Here is a 17,807-nt window from a genome sequence, read left to right on the forward strand (position 1 = left end):
ACCTTAAATTACATTATCATCAAAAAAAAGCTATTTTACGTAGAAATTTCATATTTATTATGCGTGCATAGTTTTTTATTTCATTTTATTTTGTAATTTCGTAGCTGTAAAATACAATTTTAAATACATACAAAATGAAAATATTAGTTTGCATCAGTCACGTACCTGATACTACTTCAAAGATTAATTTCACCAACGGTGATAGTGAATTTGACACTAATGGTGTACAATTTGTAATCAACCCAAATGATGAATTTGGTTTAACTAGAGCGGTTTGGTTTAAAGAGCAACAAGGCGCAAGTGTAACGGTTGTTAATGTAGGCGGCCCAGATGCTGAAGCTACTTTGAGAAAAGCCTTAGCCATTGGTGCTGATGAAGCAATTAGAATCAACGCAAATCCAACAGACGGAATGTTTGTTGCAAAACAGTTAGTTGAAGTTATTAAAAACGGTGGATATGACTTAGTAATTGCCGGAAAAGAATCTTTAGACTATAACGGAGGAATGGTTCCGGGAATGGTTGCTGGTTTATTAGGCTACAACTTTGTAAACGCTTGCGTTGGTATCGACGTAAACGGAAATGAAGCAAAAGTAACAAGAGAAATCGACGGTGGTAAAGAAATCCTTTCAGCAAGTTTACCTTTAATTATTGGAGGACAAAAAGGACTTGTAGAAGAAAAAGATTTACGTATTCCAAATATGAGAGGAATTATGATGGCGCGTTCTAAAGTTTTAACAATAGTAGAACCTACTGGAGACGCTGCTGCTACAAAAGCAGTTAAGTATGAAAAACCAGCTGCAAAATCTGCTGTTAAATTAATTAGTCCTGATAATATTGACGAATTAATCAATTTATTACACAACGAAGCTAAAGTGATTTAAGATTGAAGAACGTAAATTTGAGATTGCAGCTAGCACTCCAAACTTAAACTTCTAAAATCTAAAATCGTTAATCATAAATCTAAAATAATTATGTCAATATTAATATACGCGGAATCCGCAGAAGGAAAAATAAAAAAAGTAGCCTTAGAATTAGCTTCTTATGCAAAAAAAGTAGCCGCTTCAATGGGAACAACTGTTACTGCTGTTACAATTAATAATGCAGACAATAGTGCTTTAGCAGCTTACGGAGTTGATAAAGTATTAACAGTAACTAACGACAAATTAAATAATTTCAGTGCAAAAGCTTATGCCGATGTTATTGTACAAGCAGCTAAAAAAGAAGGAACTCAAATTGTTTTAGTTTCAACTTCTACAAATAGTTTATACTTAGCACCACTTGTGGCTGTAGCTTTAGAAGCTGGTTACGTTTCAAACGTCGTAGCTTTACCAGAAAGTACATCGCCTTTCCAAGTAAAAAGAACAGTATTTTCAAACAAAGCTTTCAATGTTACCGAAATTGCCACTCCAATAAAAGTTTTGGGAATTGCAAAAAACTCTTTCGGATTAAAAGAATCTGCTTCAACTTTAGCGGAAGAAAGTTTTGCGCCCTCATTAAATGATGCCGATTTTGGTATTAAAGTGGAAAGTGTAGAAAAAGTTTCAGGAAAAGTAACTATTGCTGATGCTGAAATCGTTGTTTCTGCAGGTCGTGGAATGAAAGGTCCAGAAAATTGGGGAATGATCGAAGAATTAGCATCCGTTTTAGGAGCAGCAACAGCTTGTTCAAAACCAGTTTCAGATATTGGATGGAGACCTCACAGCGAACACGTTGGGCAAACAGGAAAACCAGTTGCCGCTAACTTATATATTGCTATCGGAATTTCGGGAGCAATCCAACATATTGCAGGAATTAACTCTTCAAAAGTAAAAGTTGTAATCAATACCGATCCAGAAGCACCTTTCTTTAAAGTAGCAGATTATGGAATTGTAGGCGATGCATTTACCGTAGTTCCGCAATTAATTGAAAAATTAAAAGCATTTAAAGCTAGTAACGCTTAGTTATTTAGCGGTTCAAAAAATAAATTATATTAAAATTAGAGTTATCTTTGTTTAGATAGCTCTTTTTTTATTTGTAGGAGCGAAAGGTTTGCGTATTTTTGCCATCCATATTCCTGCTTTTCGCTAAATCTTTTAAAAAAAGTATAACGCTTTAAGCAGCCCCGAAATTTCGGGGTAAGAAATAGTCTTTGGGAATCCTTGGACTATCAAAACAAAACGAACACCTATTACTGAACATTAGAAAAATGAGTCTTGTAAAATTAACCATAAAAGGAATATCATATAGCCAAACACAAAATGGCGCTTATGCCTTGATTTTAAACGAAGTAGATGGCGACAGGAAATTACCTATTGTAATTGGCGCTTTTGAAGCACAATCAATTGCAATAGCACTTGAGAAGGAAATCAAACCGCCTCGCCCTTTAACACACGATTTGTTTAAAAACTTTGCTGACCGGTTTGATATCGTTGTCAAACAAGTTATTATTCATAAATTAGTTGATGGTGTGTTTTACTCCAGCATAATCTGTGAAAGAGACAAAATCGAAGAAATAATTGACGCCAGAACATCCGATGCTATTGCCTTAGCACTTCGTTTTAGTGCACCTATTTTCACATACAAAAACATACTAGACAAAGCCGGAATTTACTTAAACATCAATCCATCAGACTTAGAAAAATCGGATGAGGAATCTGAAGATATTCTTTCTACTCCAGAAACTTTCGGATTGGAAGACGATGATGCTATTATAATTCCAGCCGATAGTTATTCGGGATATTCCCTAAAAGAATTATATGAAAAGCTTGAAGGAGCCGTTCAAAACGAAGATTACGAAAAAGCAGCAAAAATTAGAGACGAAATTTCAAAAAAAGAATCCTAGAAAAATATAATAACTTATTTATGCATAAATATATATTTTACGTAATCGCTATACTTTTTAGCTTTACTATGTCCGCTCAAGAAATTGAAAAAAAATGGCAGCTTTCTTCTTCAGAGAAAGATTATTTAGAATTAAAAGGCGGAAGTTATGAATTACAACTTTCAACAGACAGTTTAAATCAAAAAGGCGATTATTTAGTTCAAGATAAGTATATTTTTCTTTTCGAAAACGGATCGGATTCTCCTACAAAGCGTTTTGCTATTGAGACAAAAACGGATTCTACTTTAACTTTAAAAAATAAAGGAAAGGCATATTCTTTTTTTGCATCAAACAAAAAAATTCAGAAAACGACAGACGTTAAACTAATAAAAAGCCAAGGAATTTCTTTTACCAGTGTTTGGAGAGGACTTTTAGGAATGATATCGCTTTTAGCTATCGCCTATTTATTCAGCAGCAACAGAAAAGCCATCAATTGGAAAACTGTTGGAATCGGAATCGCTGCTCAATTACTTTTAGCGATTGGCGTTTTAAAAGTTCCATTTGTAAAAGCTGGATTTGAATTTGTTGGGAATTTATTCGTCTTAGTTCTTGATTTTACTAGAGCAGGAAGTGAATTCCTTTTAGGCGGAATGATGAACATAGAAAGTTTTGGATTTATTTTCTTATTTCAAGTATTACCAACTATTATATTTTTCTCAGCATTAACTTCATTATTATTCTATTTAGGCGTAATTCAAGTAGTTGTAAAAGGCTTAGCAACAGTTTTAACCAAATTACTATCGATTTCAGGAGCAGAAAGTTTATCTGTTGCCGGAAATATATTTTTAGGTCAAACCGAAGCGCCCTTAATGATTAAAGCTTATTTAGAAAAAATGAATAAGTCTGAAATGTTATTGGTTATGGTTGGTGGAATGGCAACTGTTGCCGGTGGAGTTTTAGCAGCTTATATTGGTTTCCTTGGTGGAAATGATCCGGTTCTACGTTTAGAATTCGCTAAACATTTATTAGCAGCATCAGTAATGGCGGCTCCAGGAGCAATCGTCGTGTCAAAAATGTTATATCCTCAAACAGAATCAATTGTTACTGACGTGGAAGTGTCAAAAGAAAAAATTGGTTCAAATATCTTAGATGCTATATCAACCGGTACAACGGAAGGTTTAAAATTAGCTGCAAATGTAGCAGCAATGTTATTAGTTTTCATCGCTTTTATCGCAATGATTAATTACACTTTAGGTTGGATTGGTGGCTGGACAGGCTTAAATGATGTCATCGCACGCAACACACCTTACAAAGCATTCTCATTAGAAACTATTTTAGGAATCGTCTTTTCGCCATTAATGTGGTTAATTGGTGTAGCCAAAGAAGATATGATGTTAATGGGGCAATTATTAGGTGTAAAATTAGCAGCATCAGAATTTGTAGGATATATTCAATTAGCTGAATTGAAAAATATGGCAAGCAATATCCATTTCACTTATGACAAATCTGTAATTATGGCCACTTATATGTTATGTGGTTTTGCTAACTTTGCTTCTATCGGAATTCAAATTGGTGGCATTGGTTCATTAGCACCAAATCAAAGAAAAACATTATCAGAATTTGGATTAAAAGCCGTAATTGGTGGAAGTTTAGCCTCACTATTATCCGCAACGATTGCCGGAATGATGATTGGCTAATTTCAAAATTCTAAATTCTAAATTCTAAATTTTTGTAATGAAACAATACCACGACTTAGTAAAACACGTTCTAGAAAACGGAACTCAAAAAGGCGACCGTACAGGAACCGGAACTATTAGTGTTTTTGGACATCAAATGCGTTTTAATTTAAGTGAAGGTTTTCCAATGGTAACTACCAAAAAGCTTCATTTAAAATCAATCATTTATGAGCTGTTATGGTTTTTAAATGGCGATACGAATATCAAATACTTACAAGAAAACGGTGTTAAAATTTGGGATGAATGGGCCGATGAAAATGGCGATTTAGGCCCGGTTTATGGCTACCAATGGCGCAATTGGAATGGCGAAGAAATCGATCAAATTACAGAATTAATCGAGACGCTGAAAACCAATCCAAACAGCCGAAGAATGTTAGTTTCCGCTTGGAATCCTAGTGTTTTACCAGATACTTCTGTTTCATTCTCAGAAAATGTAGCGAACGGAAAAGCCGCTTTACCTCCGTGTCACGCCTTTTTTCAGTTTTATGTTGCTGATGGAAAATTAAGTTGTCAATTGTATCAAAGAAGTGCCGATATTTTCTTAGGAGTTCCTTTTAATATTGCTTCATACGCTTTGTTCACTATGATGGTTGCGCAAGTTTGCAATTTAGAAGTGGGTGAATTTATTCATACTTTTGGAGATGCGCATATTTACAACAACCACATCGAACAACTAGAATTACAACTTTCGCGAGACTGTCGTCCTTTACCAAAAATGATCTTAAATCCACAAATAAAGAATATTTTTGATTTTAAATTCGAAGATTTCACTTTGGAAGGTTACGATCCACATCCGCATATTAAAGGAATTGTTGCTATTTAAAATCTAATAAAATGCTAACCATAATTGCTGCCACTTCAGAAAACAATGCTTTAGGAAAAGACAACCAATTGGTTTGGCATTTACCTGATGATTTCAAGCGTTTCAAAGCCTTGACTTCGGGTCATTTTATTATTATGGGACGAAAAACTTTTGAAAGTTTTCCAAAACCATTGCCTAATAGAACCCATATTATTATTACAAGACAAAAAGATTATAAAGCGCCAGAAGGCTGTTTTGTTGTTAATAACCTAACGAATGCTATTGCGCTTTGTCCTAAAAATGAAGAGGTTTTTGTGATTGGCGGTGGCGAAATTTATAAGCAATCCATCAATATCGTTCAAAAGATTGAAATTACTAAAGTACATACTACTGTAGAAGCCGATACTTTCTTTCCAAAAATAGATTTAGAACTCTGGAAATTGGTTTTTGAGGAATTTCATTCTAAAGACGAAAAACACGCTTTTGACTTCACGTTTTTAACGTATGTTAAACGTTGAAATTTTTAGGTTATTGATTATTAATTGTACTTTTGTGATTCAAATTTAAGAAAATGTCTAAGAATATAAAGCCATACAAGGATTCTGAATTAGGTAAAAAAGAGCAAGTCGCTCAAATGTTTGATGCTATTTCAGGGAATTATGACGGATTAAACCGTGTAATTTCTTTTGGAACCGATGCAAAATGGAAGCAAAAGATCTTAAAAATGGTAGCATCAAAAAAACCATCCTCTATTTTAGATATTGCAACTGGAACGGGAGATTTGGCTATTTTATTTGCTACTACTTCGGCAACTGAGATCATTGGTTTAGATATTTCGCAAGGTATGTTAGATATTGGTAAGAAAAAAATTGAAGCTCAAAAGTTGTCTTCAAAAATACAAATGGTTTTAGGTGATGGAGAGAACATTCCCTATGCAGACAATTATTTCGATGTAATTACGGTGGCTTATGGCGTGCGTAATTTTGAAAATCTTGAAAAAGGACTGTCGGAAATTTTAAGAACTTTGAAACCAGACGGACAATTTATTATATTAGAAACTTCGGTTCCTACAAAATTTCCTTTCAAACAAGGTTATGCGTTTCATTCAAAAGTAATTCTTCCCTTAGTTGGAAGACTATTCTCAAAAGACCAATCAGCCTATAAATATTTATCAGATTCCGCAAACGAATTTCCTTTTGGCGAAGTTTTGAACAATATTTTAAGAAAAGTTGGGTTTATAGATGTACAGCATTTACCTCAAACTTTTGGAGTGGCAACCATTTATCAAGCATCTAAAAAATAAAATGAAGAAAATATTCGCGTTTTTACTTTTCTCCCAAATCATTTTCGCTCAAGGCGGTATATTTGACAAAAACCCAATAATCAATCAAGAAAATTGGAACAAACAACGTATACATTGGGGTTATTACCTAGGTTTTAACAACTTAGACTTTAAATTTGATTATTTATCAGTTACAGAAGATATTCAAGTGGGAACGACGACTGGATTTAACGTAGGTTTAATTGGAAATTTAAGACTTGGCGAATACTTCGACTTTCGTTTTGAACCGGGTTTATATATTACTCAAAGAAATTTAACCTATCCAAACATTGTTGACACAAGCGATAGATTAAGAGAAGTAAAATCGACTTATATCTTTTTCCCCTTCCTTATAAAATATTCAGCTTTACGTGCAGGAAATGTAAGGCCATTCTTAATTGGTGGTGTTTCTACTGCCTTAAACTTAGGAAGTAATTCAGACGCACCAGATGATAATTACAACGACCGATTCAGAACAACAAAGTGGACTAATTTCTACGAAGCAGGTTTCGGAATAGACATTTATACGGAATATTTTATTTTCTCGCCATCAATTCGAGGCGTTTTTAGTATGAATGACGAATTAATAAGAGACAACACACCCGGAAGTCCGTGGACAGGGAATGTCGATGCAATGAAAACGAGAGGTTTTTTCGTAAACTTTGCTTTCCATTAAGTTCCTCTTTTAAATTCACTCAAAATTATTGCTGTTGCCGTCGCTACATTTAAACTTTCGGTCGCTTGTAAATCACCAAATCTTGGAATAGCAAGGCGATCTGAAACTAATTTTTCGATGGTTTTGGAAATTCCATTGGCCTCATTACCCATAACAATTATACCTTCATTTGGTAAATTCGCTTTATAAATGTTTTTCCCATCCATAAAGGTTCCGAAAATTGGTAATTTAGTTTCAGCTAATAATTTATCCAAATCGCCATAAACCACATTGACTCTACCAATAGAACCCATCGTTGCTTGCACTACTTTTGGATTATAAATATCTACCGTTTCTTCGGTGCAAAACAAGGTTTTAATTCCAAACCAATCACATAATCGAATGATTGTTCCTAAATTTCCAGGATCACGAATATTGTCTAAAGCAATTAACAAACCTTTCTGCTCAAATGAGACGACGGTTGGAATTTTGAAAATTGCCAAACAACTATTCGGTGTTGTTAGCGCACTAATTTTTTTCAATTCGTCATCCGTTACAGCATTCACTTTGCTTCTATCAATTGATAGAAAATCCTTTTTTGTTGTAAATAATTCATACAGTTCAAAATTAGAATCAAGTAATTCTTGAACACCTTTAACACCTTCCACGAAAAAAAGTTGTTCTTGTTTTCTATATTTTTTTTGCTGTAAACTCGTTATTAGTTTAATTTGGTTTTTACTAACCATAAAAATTGTATTTTTGACTAACTTTTTAAAAAGGACTTTGAAAAATATTTTACCAAAAATAACATTATTATTTGTAATCGGAACATTATTTTATTCGTGTTCACTAGTGAAGCGCGTTCCTGAAAACAAACAATTGCTCGTAAAAAATGAAATATTCGCCAATAATGAGCGAATTAAAGAAGAGCGCGTCAATAATTTACTAACGCAACAACCAAACAATAAGTTCATTGCCTATCCTTTGCGATTGAGTTTATATAATTTAGCGCGAAAAAATCCAGATTCTTCCTATCGTGCTTGGTTAGATAAAAAACCAAATCGAAGAGAAAACCTCACCGCAATTTTATCGAAAAAACAAGTCGAGCGCTTGGCTGAATCATTTTTTGTGTCTGGATTTAATAATTTTTTAAAAAAAACAGGAGAACCGCCGGTAATTATTGACCCCAAGCGAGTTGAAAAATCAGAAAAACGTTTGTCTGGCTTTTACTATGACAAAGGGTTCTTGAAAAATACGGTGGTATCAAAAATTGATTCTATCGGTAATAAAAAAGGTAAAATTACCTACAATATAACCACAGGAGCCGTTTACACAATAGATTCGTTAAGTCGTGAAATTGAAACGCCTAAAATTGATAGTTTATATCTCTCACAAGAACAGAAATCATTCATTAAACCAAATGAACCGTATTCATACAGCAATTTTGACAATGAAAAAAAACGGATCACAAAACAATTTAGAAACAGTGGTGTTTACCATTTTCAAGAAAATTACGTAAAATTTGATGCTATTCAAAACGATAAAGATCATAAATTAGGAGTTGTTCTTAAAATCGAAGACAGAACCGTAAAAATTGAAGATCAATTGGTTAAAACTCCTTTTACGATTTATAAAATTAGTGAAGTCAACATTTTTACCAACAGCAATTCCCGAAAAATAAGAAATCAGGTAAACGATAGCATTAAATATAAAGGTTATAATTTTTACAGTACTGGCAAATTACAATACAAACCAAAAGCACTGCTGAATTCTATTTTTATAGCGAAAGGAAGTTTATTTAGCGATACCGACCGAACTTTAACTTCAAAATCTTTAAACAATCTTAGTGTTTTCAACTATCCAAATATTGAATACATCGAAGATGCCAGTGACTCTACCAAAACTTCTTTGATTACTAATATCTATTTGGTAAACAAAAAAAGATTCCTTTGGCAACCATCAATTGATATCACTACTTCTGATATTCAACAATTTGGAATTAGTGGTAGAATGTCCTTTACTTGGCGAAATGTTTTTAGAAGAGCCGAAAATCTAGAAATTTCAACACGTGGAAACATTGGTTCTTCAAAAGATTTTGCAAACCCAAATAATGTATTTTTTAATATTTTTGAATTTGGAGGTGATATAAAACTGAACATTCCACGGATTTTCTTCCCTCTGAATACGAAAAATATTATTAAGAAAGAAATGTTTCCTTCAACTCAAATTAGTACGGGTCTAACCAATCAAAAAAATATTGGATTAGACAAGTCAAGTCTCTCAGGAGGAATTAATTATAACTGGTCTACGACTGATGGCAAAAATAACTTTCGATTTGATCTTTTAAATATCAATTACGTTAGAAACTTAAATGCTGGAAATTATTTTAATGTCTACAGAACTTCTTACAATCGTTTAAATGAATTGGCTGCTCTATATAATGTTGATGCAACCAATTTAGATTCAGATGATAACTTAACATTAGAAGGTACACTAAAATTTATATCCGATGTCCTTTCTGGAGCCACAAGTTTAACTTTAGGAGATCAAGATTATAAAACCATATTAAGCATTTCCGAGAGGTATGTTCGTTTGGCAGAAGACAACTTAATTGTTTCATCTAGTTTTTCTTTTAGCAGAAGTACAAAAGCTAATATGTATGATAGAGATTTTTACAACTTCAAAGCAAAAATAGAGTCTGCGGGTAATTTATTGTCGCTAGTAGGAAATGGATTCAACCTTACAAAAGAAGAAAGTGCTGCTGGAAACACAAAGCTTTTCGGAATTGAATATGCACAATACATAAAAACAGAGGTTGATTATGTGAAGCAATGGGACTTTGGTAAGAAAAACACCTTAGCGATGCACACATTTGCAGGGATCGCTATTCCGTATGGAAATGCTAAAACAATTCCGTTTTCACGAAGTTATTTTGCTGGCGGATCAAACGACAATAGAGGCTGGCAAGCCTATAGCTTAGGACCAGGAAGAAGTGGGGGAATTAATGATTTCAACGAGGCAAATTTCAAATTAACCTTTAGTACAGAATATCGTTTTAGAGTGAGTGGTAATTTCCATAGTGCGTTTTTTGTAGATGTCGGAAATATATGGAATTTCTTAGACAACGTTGAAGATGAGCGTTATACCTTTAATGGAATTAAGTCGTTAAAAGATTTAGCAGTTGGTTCTGGAGTTGGTTTTAGATATGATTTTGACTTCTTCGTTTTCAGAATTGATTTAGGTTATAAAACATACGATCCTGGACGAGAAACGGAAGATAGATGGTTTAAAGGAATCAACTTTAGTAAAACAGTGCTAAATTTTGGAATTAATTATCCATTCTAATTTTATAAATTCTTATTTTTGCTTACTTATTATTAAAACATACAACCATGAGTCACAATATTAAGCCAGGTGTTGCTACCGGAGATCAAGTACAAGAAATCTTTAACTATGCCAAACAAAAAGGGTTTGCTTTACCAGCTGTAAATGTTACGGGTTCTAGCACTGTTAATGGTGTTTTAGAAACTGCGGCTAAATTAAATGCGCCGGTAATTATTCAATTTTCACATGGTGGTGCTCAATATAATGCAGGTAAAGGATTGTCTAACGAAAATCACCAATCGGCTATTTTAGGAGCAGTTGCTGGTGCGAAACATATTCATACTTTAGCTGAAGCTTATGGTGCAACGGTAATTTTGCACACGGATCATTGCGCAAAAAACTTATTGCCTTGGATAGATGGTTTACTAGATGCTTCTGAAAAACATTTTGCTGAAACAGGAAAACCACTATATAGTTCTCACATGATAGATTTATCAGAAGAACCTATTGAAGAAAACCTTGAAATTTCTAAACGTTATTTAGAAAGAATGAGTAAAATGGGAATGACTTTAGAAATTGAATTAGGAATTACAGGTGGTGAAGAAGATGGTGTAGATAATTCAGATGTAGATAGTTCAAAATTATACACACAACCAGAAGAAGTAGCATATGCGTATGAAGAATTAATGAAAATTAGTCCAAGATTTACCATCGCAGCATCTTTTGGAAACGTTCACGGAGTTTACAAACCTGGAAACGTAAAACTAACTCCTAAAATCCTTAAAAATTCGCAAGAATTCGTGAAAAATAAATTCAATACCGGAGACAATCCAGTTGATTTTGTTTTCCATGGTGGTTCTGGTTCTTCATTAGAAGAAATTAGAGAAGCAATTGGATATGGTGTAATCAAAATGAATATTGATACTGATTTGCAATTTGCTTTCACAGAAGGTGTTCGTGATTATGTAATAGCAAATGTCGATTATTTGAAAACACAAATTGGAAACCCTGAAGGTTCTGAATTGCCAAATAAAAAATATTACGATCCTAGAAAATGGATGCGTGAAGGTGAAGTTACGTTCAACACAAGATTAGAACAAGCTTTTTCCGATTTGAATAACATTAACACTTTGTAAAAACGCGAAGTTTAAAAAGTTAAAACTAGAAAATTAATATAAATAGACTTTAGAACAGGAAGTTACTTCCAACTTCTAACTTCAAACTTCCAACTTAATTATGGCTTGGTTTAAAAGAAAAGAAAAAGGTATTACTACCGCAACTGAAGATAAAAAAGATGTACCAAAAGGTTTATGGTATAAATCGCCAACAGGAAAAGTTATTGACCAAGATGAACTGGCAAGAAACTTATGGGTAAGTCCAGAAGACGATTATCACGTAAGAATTGGTAGTAAAGAATACTTTGAAATTTTGTTTGATGATAATGAATTTACAGAATTAGATGCCAAATTAACTTCAAAAGATCCTTTGAAATTTGAAGACACCAAAAAGTATGCAGAGCGCTTGAAAGATGTTATGGATAAAACCAAACTAAAAGATGCGATTAGAACTGGTGTTGGAAAATCTAAAGGAAAAGAAATAGTTGTTTCTTGTATGGATTTCGCGTTTATTGGTGGTTCAATGGGTGCAGTTGTAGGAGAAAAAATTGCTAGAGGAATTGATTATTCTATCAAACATAAAATTCCATTTGTAATGATTTCAAAATCAGGTGGCGCACGTATGATGGAAGCAGCCTATTCTTTAATGCAAATGGCAAAAACAGCAGCAAAATTAGCACAATTAGCAGAAGAACAAATTCCATACATTTCACTATGTACAGATCCAACAACTGGAGGAACTACAGCTTCTTATGCAATGCTAGGTGATATCAATATCGGAGAACCTGGCGCGTTAATTGCCTTTGCTGGTCCGCGAATTGTTAGAGACACGACTGGAAAAGATTTACCTGAAGGATTTCAAACTTCAGAATTTTTATTGGAGCACGGTTTCTTAGATTTCATTGTGCACAGAAAAGAATTGAAAAACAAAATCAACTTGTATATTGATTTAATTTTAAATCAAGAAATTAGATAAAAATAAAAAATCCCGATAGCACTATCGGGATTTTTTTAAGTTTAAAACTTAGCTCTTAAAGCTAAAATGAAATTTCTTCCCGGTGACACAATTCCAGAACTATAAGGTCTGTAACGCTGATCTGTGATATTTTCTAAACCAGCAGTAATTGTAAAGTTATTAGTTAATTGATACAATGTTTTAAAGTTCAAAGTGTACCAACTTGGCGAATAAGGATTACCGTCTTTATCTTTAGCGTAAATTTCGGTCTTCCCTTTCTCTTCTTCTGCTAAATCGCTAAAATTTACAGCATCACTAAATTGTACATTGACTTGAAAATCGAAGTTTGATGTTTCATAACCAATTCTAGAAATTCCAAAGAAAGGAGCTGCGTGACGCGAGGGACTTTTGTCGCCATTATCCAATTCTTCCTCTCCTTTTTGGAAATTTAAATCAGTTGAAAAATTAAAACCTGATGGGGATTTTACTTCGATACCCGCTTGAAATCCATAAACATTTGCTTTAGCTGCATTTTGAATCGCTTGTACTTGACTCAATTCGCCATCATATATAATTTCAGATGAACCATTAAGTGTGAAATCTCTTCTCACCATAGCATTTTGTAATAATGTATAATAAGCCGAAACATCTACTTTTATATTTTTACCAAATTTTCTAGCTACATTCACATCCAAATTACTTGCATATTCTGCATTTAAATTAGGATTTGGAACGACGACCGAACCGGGTTCAGAATCGAAAATCTTACCAATATCATCTACGTTTGGTGCCCGAAATGCCGATCCCAAATTAGAACTTAGTATCCAATTTTTCGTTGGACTATATACAATACCAGCACTCGCTGTTAAAGAACCTTTGTTAATGTTCGCTTCTGTAAAAGGAAAAGGATAAAAAGTAGTATCGAAATCAGCTTTCAAAATAAATTGATTATACCTTAAACCAGCTTGAAAAACTGTCTTTTCAGAAACTTTAAACTCATTATTTAGATAAATACCAATCGATTGCCAGGTAGCTTGTGGATATCTTGCTGGTCCAACTGAATTAACTCCGGTAATAATATTCGTATCAATTCCCTCAGAATCTACATCATTTAAAATATATTCCAAACCATAAAAAACGATATTCTTTTTGTTGATGGCTTTTGTAAAATCAGCATTAAAGGAATAAGCATTTACTTTTTCAATTCTAGTTTGGCGTTTAGATTTGTTGATGCTTCTGCTAATTCTACTTTCTTCAAAGAACTGATGTGCAAGTCGAATTTCAAGTGCATCATATAAAGTTGTTGCTTTTTTATGAGAAATCATAAAATTGTTCATGATCCATTTTTGTGGACCATAATTAAATTCCCCATAACGAGGCAATCCATCATTGTCGTAGAGAATATGTCGGTCATATCTTGAATAACTTGAAGTTTCCGAAAAATGTAAACCATACTGAATATCCCAATTTTCATTAGGTGCAAATCTAACTTTTTGCATCACATTAATTTGCGAATAAGCGGTTGGTTTTTGAACTAAAGGATCTTCATTAGTTACAACCACATCAACTCCATTTTGACGTTGTACATAAAACGGACGCAAATATTCTTCCGGACCGTGACTTCCCATTCGTAAATCGCCAAAGTTATTGGAAGAAATACTCGTTACCAAAGCCCATTTTTTCCAACCAACATTTACATCAAAATGTGCCGTTTTTTCTTCATTAGCGGAAGAAATTCTAGAAACTGCACTTCCTGAAACACGCGTTTTATCTTCTAAAGAAAATCGAGGTGTTAAAGTTTGAAAACTCATTACGCCGCCGATTGCATCACTTCCATACATCACCGAACCAGGACCAAAAACAATTTCTGTTTTATCTATAGCGAAGCCATCCAATGATATTACATTTTGAATGTTTCCACCACGAAAAATAGCTGTATTCATTCGAACACCATCAATGGAATAAAGTAATCTGTTGGTCGCAAAGCCTCGAATCATAGGACTCCCTCCGCCCTGCTGGCTTTTTTGCATAAACACTTTACCAGAAATCGTTAATAAATCGGCAGCAGTTTGTGGGTTTTGAAGCGCCACTGCAGATGAATTAATAACTGTAACTTTTTGTGGCACTTCATTTGCAGTTTGTTTCCATCGATTTGGTGTCAACACCACTTCTTTTAATACAGTGACACTAGAATCTTTTGGCGTTTGTGACAGACCTAAAAAAGGCAATAACAAAACCAATGAAAAAAAAAATTTTTTCATTTTATATAACAGATTTATTTTTTGAAATAAGAATTTTCCAAAGATAAAGAAATTGAATTACATACCGCTACGAATTGCTTCCACCGGATCTAATTTTGAAGCAGTAATCGCAGGAATTATTCCAGAAATCAAGCCAATTAAAGCTGCTAAGCCTGAACCTAAAAGCATATTTTTAGCACTTAATACAAATTCAAAATCTAGAGCAGCTGAAAGTCCGAAAGCAATTATCCAAACTAAAAACATTCCGAAAATTCCTCCAATTAAAGATAAAATTACGGCTTCAAATAAGAATTGAAACAATATAAATCTATTTTTAGCACCAAGCGCTTTTTGAATTCCAATCAAATTGGTACGTTCTTTCACCGAAACGAACATAATATTAGCGATTCCAAATCCACCTACCAAAAGCGAGAACCCACTAATAATCCAACCAATCATATTCATTTGACCAATAATATTATCAATAAAATCTGTAAAACCTGACAATACATTCAAAAAGAAATTATCTATTTCACCTGTTTTCACACCTCTATAGTTTCTTAATTTTTGTGATAACTCAGCTTTAAATTCATCCATATCGATTCCTTTTTCAGGTTTAATCAAAATGGCTGGACGTAAAGTTTTATTGTTATCTCCGTATAGTCTTCTCAAAAAGTTAACAGGAAAAAACACAGCAACATCACTACTGTCGCCAAACATTCCTTGTCCTTGTTTTTTCAAGACACCAATTACTGTGAATTTTTGTCCGTATAACCGTATTTTTTTTCCAATGGGATCGCTTCCTTCAAATAAACCCGAAGCTACTTCACTACCGATTACAATTACTGGAGTGCCAGAATTTGATTCGGCTGCATTGAATAATCTTCCTGTTTCAACTTTTACTGGAGTGATATCAAAAAGTTCTTCTGTTGCTGGTTTAACACGAATAGAATTTACAGTTTTAGATTCGTATTTAATATTTTCGCTTCTTGCAAATAGGTTGAAAGTCGCTTTATCTACGCCATTTACACTTTTTTTAATGAATTCATATTCATCATAAGTAACAGGTGGAAATTGATCTCGTTTCCAGCGCGGAATTTCAGAAGGACCGAATGAGAAATTCATCAAATAAACGGTATTCATATCCATATCACTAAGATCGGCCTTGATTTTTTTATCCATAGAATCTACTGCTGCTAAAACCGCAATAATGGAAAATATCCCAATGGTGACACCTAATAACGACAAAAGTGTTCGCAATTTATTGTTGCGCAGCGCGTTAATGGCAAAGCTGAAACTTTCTGAAAGTAATCGTAAATATAAAAGCATAGTACTTGTTGTATACTAAATAAGTAGACGAAAGAGGCATAATGTTACAAAAAAATCAACAAAACGCATCTTAACCCAATAACATTTTAATTATTTTTTGCTTCCACTCGGTATAAGGCGAATATTTGAAATCGAATTCTAACCACGTAGGTTTATTTAAAATGCTTTTAAAATGAGAAAATGTATCAAAACCAAATTTCCCATGGTAGTGACCCATTCCACTAGCGCCAACACCACCAAATGGCATTTTATCATTTGAAATATGCATAATTGCATCGTTAATTGCACCACCACCAAAAGAAAGTTCGCTTTCTATTTTATTTTGAATTACCTTAGAACTAGTAAATACATAACAAGATAAAGGTTTTTCTCTTTGCTTCACTTGTGCAATTGCTTCTTCAAGATTTGTATAAGATATAATTGGTAATATAGGTCCGAAAATTTCTTGTTGCATTACTAAATCATCAAAAGTGCAATTATCCAAAATGGTTGGCTCAATAATACGTTCCGACTTATCGTATTTCCCGCCGTAATAAATTTTATCACGATTGATTAATTTCGCTAAACGATTGAAGTTTTTGTCGTTAATAATTTGAACATAATTTTCATTGGCAATAGAATAACTCGTTTTTTCAATTTCTTGAACTACTTCTTTCAAAAAAGCATCTTTAATTGAATCTGCCACCAAAACATAATCTGGCGCTATGCAAGTTTGTCCAGCATTTAAAAATTTTGCCCAAACCATTCGTTTTGCAGCCATTTTTAAATTGGCATCTTTGCATACAAATGTTGGACTTTTCCCACCCAACTCTAAAGTAACTGGCGTAAGATTCTTAGCAGCAGCCTGATATACTATTTTTCCAACTTGCGTACTTCCGGTAAAGAAAATTTTATCAAAAGGTAATTCTAACAGCGCTGTAGTTTCTGAAACGCCACCTTCCTGCACGTAAAAAACAGATGCATCAAAAGATTCGTTTATAATTTTAGCCATAATTTCACTAGAATGGAGTGCAATTTCACTAGGTTTTAGAATTACTGTATTTCCCGCAGTTAAAGCTGCAATCGCGGGAGCAAGCGCTAATTGGTACGGATAATTCCAAGCGCCAATAATCAAAACAGTTCCTAAAGGTTCTGGAATAATATATGATTTTGCGGGAAAGTTTGCAAAATTAGTACTAACTATTTTCTTTTTTGACCAAGAATTCAAATTTGAAAGTGCTGTAGCGATTTCACCATACAATAAACTCAATTCTGTGGTATAGGTTTCGAATTTTGCCTTTTTGAAATCGAGGTAAATTGCATCAAACAGTAAAGGTTCATTTTCTTTTAAAATCTTTTTTAATTTTCGCAACTGCTGTTTTCTAAAGTCTATTGACTTCGTTTCGTTTGAATTAAAAAAAGCCTTTTGATTTTGGAAAACAGTATTCATAGTGTAAAGGTTTAGAATTTTAAAATTAAACAATAAATTAAAGATATATCGAAATCTGACTGATAAAACTTTACTAAAATTTAAAAATCATTACTTCCTAT

15 protein-coding genes are annotated in these 17,807 nt (G+C 33.4%); 11 read left to right on the forward strand and 4 right to left on the reverse strand.

Translation table 11 applies throughout. From position 1 onward, the window contains the following. The first annotated feature begins 134 nt into the window (after window positions 1-134). The 8 genes from T1L09_RS10070 to porT all read left to right on the forward strand — a co-directional run bounded on the left by T1L09_RS10070 (window position 135) and on the right by porT (window position 7,335). Complete coding sequence (locus T1L09_RS10070) at window positions 135-881, forward strand: electron transfer flavoprotein subunit beta/FixA family protein (RefSeq protein ID WP_322550836.1); 747 nt, start codon at window positions 135-137, stop codon at window positions 879-881. Window positions 882-971: 90 nt separating this feature from the next. Further along, entirely contained in the window at window positions 972-1,940 is a 969-nt protein-coding gene (locus tag T1L09_RS10075; protein WP_322550837.1) for an electron transfer flavoprotein subunit alpha/FixB family protein, read from the forward strand. Window positions 1,941-2,185: 245 nt separating this feature from the next. After that, window positions 2,186-2,821 (forward strand): bifunctional nuclease family protein, encoded by a 636-nt coding sequence (locus T1L09_RS10080; RefSeq protein WP_322550838.1) that lies wholly within the window; start codon window positions 2,186-2,188, stop codon window positions 2,819-2,821. Window positions 2,822-2,841: 20 nt separating this feature from the next. Next, window positions 2,842-4,497, forward strand: coding sequence for a NupC/NupG family nucleoside CNT transporter (locus tag T1L09_RS10085; protein WP_322550839.1), 1,656 nt, complete (start codon window positions 2,842-2,844; stop codon window positions 4,495-4,497). A 37-nt stretch (window positions 4,498-4,534) separates the two neighbouring features. After that, a complete protein-coding gene (locus tag T1L09_RS10090; RefSeq protein WP_322550840.1) occupies window positions 4,535-5,359 on the forward strand; it encodes a thymidylate synthase in 825 nt (274 codons plus the stop codon). Window positions 5,360-5,370: 11 nt separating this feature from the next. After that, window positions 5,371-5,856: a dihydrofolate reductase gene (locus T1L09_RS10095; RefSeq protein ID WP_322550841.1), complete on the forward strand. Its 486-nt coding sequence runs from the start codon at window positions 5,371-5,373 to the stop codon at window positions 5,854-5,856. A gap of 53 nt (window positions 5,857-5,909) precedes the next feature. Continuing rightward, on the forward strand, window positions 5,910-6,641 hold the full coding sequence (gene ubiE / locus T1L09_RS10100; protein WP_322550842.1) for a bifunctional demethylmenaquinone methyltransferase/2-methoxy-6-polyprenyl-1,4-benzoquinol methylase UbiE: 732 nt from the start codon (window positions 5,910-5,912) through the stop codon (window positions 6,639-6,641). 1 nt (window position 6,642) lies between these two features. Continuing rightward, on the forward strand, window positions 6,643-7,335 hold the full coding sequence (gene porT, locus T1L09_RS10105; protein WP_322550843.1) for a type IX secretion/gliding motility protein PorT/SprT: 693 nt from the start codon (window positions 6,643-6,645) through the stop codon (window positions 7,333-7,335). Here porT and T1L09_RS10110 read toward each other — a convergent pair. Beyond that, the gene (locus T1L09_RS10110) at window positions 7,332-8,060 is read right to left on the reverse strand and encodes a TrmH family RNA methyltransferase (RefSeq protein ID WP_322550844.1); all 729 of its coding nucleotides are present in this window, start codon (window positions 8,058-8,060) and stop codon (window positions 7,332-7,334) included. The two genes, porT and T1L09_RS10110, sit on opposite strands and share 4 nt — an antisense overlap. A 37-nt stretch (window positions 8,061-8,097) precedes the next feature. On the opposite strand from T1L09_RS10110, the gene tamL reads away from it, so the two are divergent. The 3 genes from tamL (at window position 8,098) to accD (ending at window position 12,729) form a co-directional block, all read left to right on the forward strand. Then, window positions 8,098-10,659: a translocation and assembly module lipoprotein TamL gene (tamL, locus tag T1L09_RS10115; protein WP_322550845.1), complete on the forward strand. Its 2,562-nt coding sequence runs from the start codon at window positions 8,098-8,100 to the stop codon at window positions 10,657-10,659. Window positions 10,660-10,706: 47 nt separating this feature from the next. Then, complete coding sequence (gene fbaA / locus T1L09_RS10120) at window positions 10,707-11,774, forward strand: class II fructose-bisphosphate aldolase (protein WP_322550846.1); 1,068 nt, start codon at window positions 10,707-10,709, stop codon at window positions 11,772-11,774. A 100-nt stretch (window positions 11,775-11,874) separates the two neighbouring features. Next, the gene (gene accD, locus T1L09_RS10125) at window positions 11,875-12,729 is read left to right on the forward strand and encodes an acetyl-CoA carboxylase, carboxyltransferase subunit beta (RefSeq protein WP_322550847.1); all 855 of its coding nucleotides are present in this window, start codon (window positions 11,875-11,877) and stop codon (window positions 12,727-12,729) included. A 41-nt stretch (window positions 12,730-12,770) separates the two neighbouring features. Here accD and T1L09_RS10130 read toward each other — a convergent pair whose 3' ends face one another. The 3 genes from T1L09_RS10130 to T1L09_RS10140 form a co-directional block, all read right to left on the reverse strand. Continuing rightward, window positions 12,771-14,969, reverse strand: a complete 2,199-nt coding sequence (locus T1L09_RS10130; protein WP_322550848.1) for a TonB-dependent receptor plug domain-containing protein — start codon at window positions 14,967-14,969, stop codon at window positions 12,771-12,773. Between the two features lie 57 nt (window positions 14,970-15,026). Continuing rightward, entirely contained in the window at window positions 15,027-16,277 is a 1,251-nt protein-coding gene (locus T1L09_RS10135) for an ABC transporter permease (protein ID WP_322550849.1), read from the reverse strand. 70 nt (window positions 16,278-16,347) lie between these two features. After that, window positions 16,348-17,706, reverse strand: coding sequence for an aldehyde dehydrogenase (locus tag T1L09_RS10140; protein ID WP_322550850.1), 1,359 nt, complete (start codon window positions 17,704-17,706; stop codon window positions 16,348-16,350). Window positions 17,707-17,807: the final 101 nt, after the last annotated feature.

This window comes from Flavobacterium psychraquaticum (assembly GCF_034497725.1).
GTDB classification, from domain to species: domain Bacteria; phylum Bacteroidota; class Bacteroidia; order Flavobacteriales; family Flavobacteriaceae; genus Flavobacterium; species Flavobacterium psychraquaticum.

Excerpts from the sequence above, each read along its gene's own strand:
- fbaA (WP_322550846.1), top strand. The coding sequence starts at position 10,707 with ATGAGTCACAATATTAAGCCAGGTGTTGCTACCGGAGATCAAGTACAA.
- T1L09_RS10095 (WP_322550841.1), top strand. The coding sequence starts at position 5,371 with ATGCTAACCATAATTGCTGCCACTTCAGAAAACAATGCTTTAGGAAAA.
- accD (WP_322550847.1), top strand. The coding sequence starts at position 11,875 with ATGGCTTGGTTTAAAAGAAAAGAAAAAGGTATTACTACCGCAACTGAA.
- T1L09_RS10130 (WP_322550848.1), bottom strand. The coding sequence starts at position 14,969 with ATGAAAAAATTTTTTTTTTCATTGGTTTTGTTATTGCCTTTTTTAGGT.
- T1L09_RS10080 (WP_322550838.1), top strand. The coding sequence starts at position 2,186 with ATGAGTCTTGTAAAATTAACCATAAAAGGAATATCATATAGCCAAACA.
- ubiE (WP_322550842.1), top strand. The coding sequence starts at position 5,910 with ATGTCTAAGAATATAAAGCCATACAAGGATTCTGAATTAGGTAAAAAA.
- T1L09_RS10070 (WP_322550836.1), top strand. The coding sequence starts at position 135 with ATGAAAATATTAGTTTGCATCAGTCACGTACCTGATACTACTTCAAAG.
- T1L09_RS10110 (WP_322550844.1), bottom strand. The coding sequence starts at position 8,060 with ATGGTTAGTAAAAACCAAATTAAACTAATAACGAGTTTACAGCAAAAA.
- T1L09_RS10140 (WP_322550850.1), bottom strand. The coding sequence starts at position 17,706 with ATGAATACTGTTTTCCAAAATCAAAAGGCTTTTTTTAATTCAAACGAA.
- T1L09_RS10090 (WP_322550840.1), top strand. The coding sequence starts at position 4,535 with ATGAAACAATACCACGACTTAGTAAAACACGTTCTAGAAAACGGAACT.
- porT (WP_322550843.1), top strand. The coding sequence starts at position 6,643 with ATGAAGAAAATATTCGCGTTTTTACTTTTCTCCCAAATCATTTTCGCT.
- T1L09_RS10085 (WP_322550839.1), top strand. The coding sequence starts at position 2,842 with ATGCATAAATATATATTTTACGTAATCGCTATACTTTTTAGCTTTACT.
- T1L09_RS10135 (WP_322550849.1), bottom strand. The coding sequence starts at position 16,277 with ATGCTTTTATATTTACGATTACTTTCAGAAAGTTTCAGCTTTGCCATT.
- T1L09_RS10075 (WP_322550837.1), top strand. The coding sequence starts at position 972 with ATGTCAATATTAATATACGCGGAATCCGCAGAAGGAAAAATAAAAAAA.